This window comes from Clostridium sp. Marseille-QA1073 (assembly GCF_054863625.1).
Map to the genome: position 1 here is coordinate 1 of NZ_JBSVQM010000059.1, position 2,227 is coordinate 2,227.

Here is a 2,227-nt window from a genome sequence, read left to right on the forward strand (position 1 = left end):
TAAATTCATTTCTTTTTAAACAAAAACAGGATTTGGTTGCACAAATCCTGTTAACTTATATTGTCTACTGCAAGACTTTCATTTATTTTCTTAAAAAATTTTATAATTTAAAAATAATTTTCATAGAAAACACCTTTTAAGAGAAAGCCCTCCTATTTACAAGAGCTTCTCTCTATTATTTCATAAGGTAGAACAAAATATTTTTTATCTATTTCTTCCTTATTTATTATTTTTATAAGTAATCTCATACTTATTGATCCCATATCATAAAGTGGTTGTGATATAGTTGTTAAGGTTGGATAATACATAGAAGCTAGATCCGTATCACTAAATCCCATAACATCTACATCATCAGGTACAGATATATTTTTCTCTCTCAATGCATTAATAACCCCTACTGCTACTTCATCACTTCCACAAAATACAGCATCTACTTCATTATTCTCAAGTATAGTGTTTATTCCTTTATATCCTTCTTGAGCATTTAAAGAGGAAAAATAAACTAGAGATTCATCAAATTCAAGTTTTTCTTCTACTGCACTTTTATAACCTTTGAAAAGTTTTTCGTAATTTCCACCATACATTGATGGGAAGAATCCTATAAAAGCAACTTTTTTATTTCCCTTATCAATTAAATAGTTAGTTGCATCATATGCAGCTTTATAATTATCTATAGCTACACTTGGGTATTTACCCTTCTTATCACCTGTACCTACAGATACAATTGGTAGTTCAAGTTCATTAATAAGCTCTTCAACTTCATCTACAAGAGCATTACCTATATAAACAACTCCATCTACCATCTTCTCTTTTAACATCCTAAAGCTTTCTTTTTCTCTTTCTAGGTCTAGATCTGTATTGCAAAGCATTATGTTATAGTTATAAATATTTGCAACATCCTCTGCACCTCTAACCACTTCTGGGTAAAGAGAATTTGCAATATCAGGAATTATTATTCCTATTGTACTTGACCTATGTGTCTTTAAACTTCTTGCTAAAATATTTGGTCTATATCCTAGTTTGTCTATTGCATCTAATACTTTTCTTTTCGTATCTTCATTTACAACATTTATTCCATTTAAAACTCTAGAAACAGTTGCTATTGAAACTCCCGCCTCTTTAGCTACATCTTTTATTGAAGCCGCCACGTTAATCACTCCTATTATAAATTAAGCTTTACTATTTATAGTAAGTTATAGAAACATAATTTACAATAGTTTTTCCTAATAAAATGTATTCTATGTTAACTATTAGCTTAATCTTTCAATTTCTTTTTCTTTAAAATAGACTGTTGAAAATGTATAGGCTAAAACTGAAATTACTATTGTAGAAATAATTAATAGTTCTGACATATTACCATCTCCTTATACCCAATCTTTAACTTAATTATAATATATTGGACAATTTATTTGGTTACAAATGAATTACATTTAAATTAATATAAATTTAAACTTGTAATTTTTCTTTCCTATAATATAGACGTTTTTTAAATATAAAAAGTTTCATCATTTATTAAATTTTAATCAAATTCTAATAAAACTGCCCTATATTTCTTATAATCGTAAGAACTTTGCTTTTTTTCTATAGTTTTCGGTATGAATGGATATAATATTACGTTTTCAACTGAGACACATTTTTAAAAAAATAAAGGACTAGTATAGTTCTTCTATTTTGCTTATAGTGCCTTCACAGAATTCGCTGATAGAGACTACTATCAGTGAACCTGTCTCCTTATATAAGATAAAATATACCACCAATCTTCGGTTCGTTATTTTCTTTCATATACCTAACAAAAAAGAAAAGTGATTAGTCACTTTTCTTAAAAATCAATTGGATATATTTTATATATACTATTTAAAAAATTTGTTTATTTTATTACCTGTAATAGTCTATATACTGCTATAAACTCTATAGCTAATATAATTATGTATGTAAATATTAAGAATAACAAATGTCCTTGGGTCTTATTCCTGTGTTTTCCTTTTCTTCTATTCTTCTTTGAAAAGAAACTAAAATATATGAATACAAATAATGGTATGTTAGCTATAAATAGTATTGCTATAAATTTTATTGGGTCTTGCATATCTTAGTCATCTCCTAAAAATTCAAATTCATCGTCTATCCATTAATTTTACATCACTCTTAATTTTTTAACAATTTTTTTATCTTACATTTATATTCATAGTACTTACACTTTTGTAATATATAAATTTACTGCTAGCATACC

1 protein-coding gene is annotated in these 2,227 nt (G+C 26.5%); it reads right to left on the reverse strand.

Translation table 11 applies throughout. The features are described 5' to 3' along the window. Positions 1 to 152: 152 nt before the first annotated feature. Entirely contained in the window at positions 153 to 1,148 is a 996-nt protein-coding gene (locus ACY1IQ_RS21050) for a LacI family DNA-binding transcriptional regulator (protein WP_461614105.1), read from the reverse strand. Between the last annotated feature and the right edge of the window lie 1,079 nt (positions 1,149 to 2,227).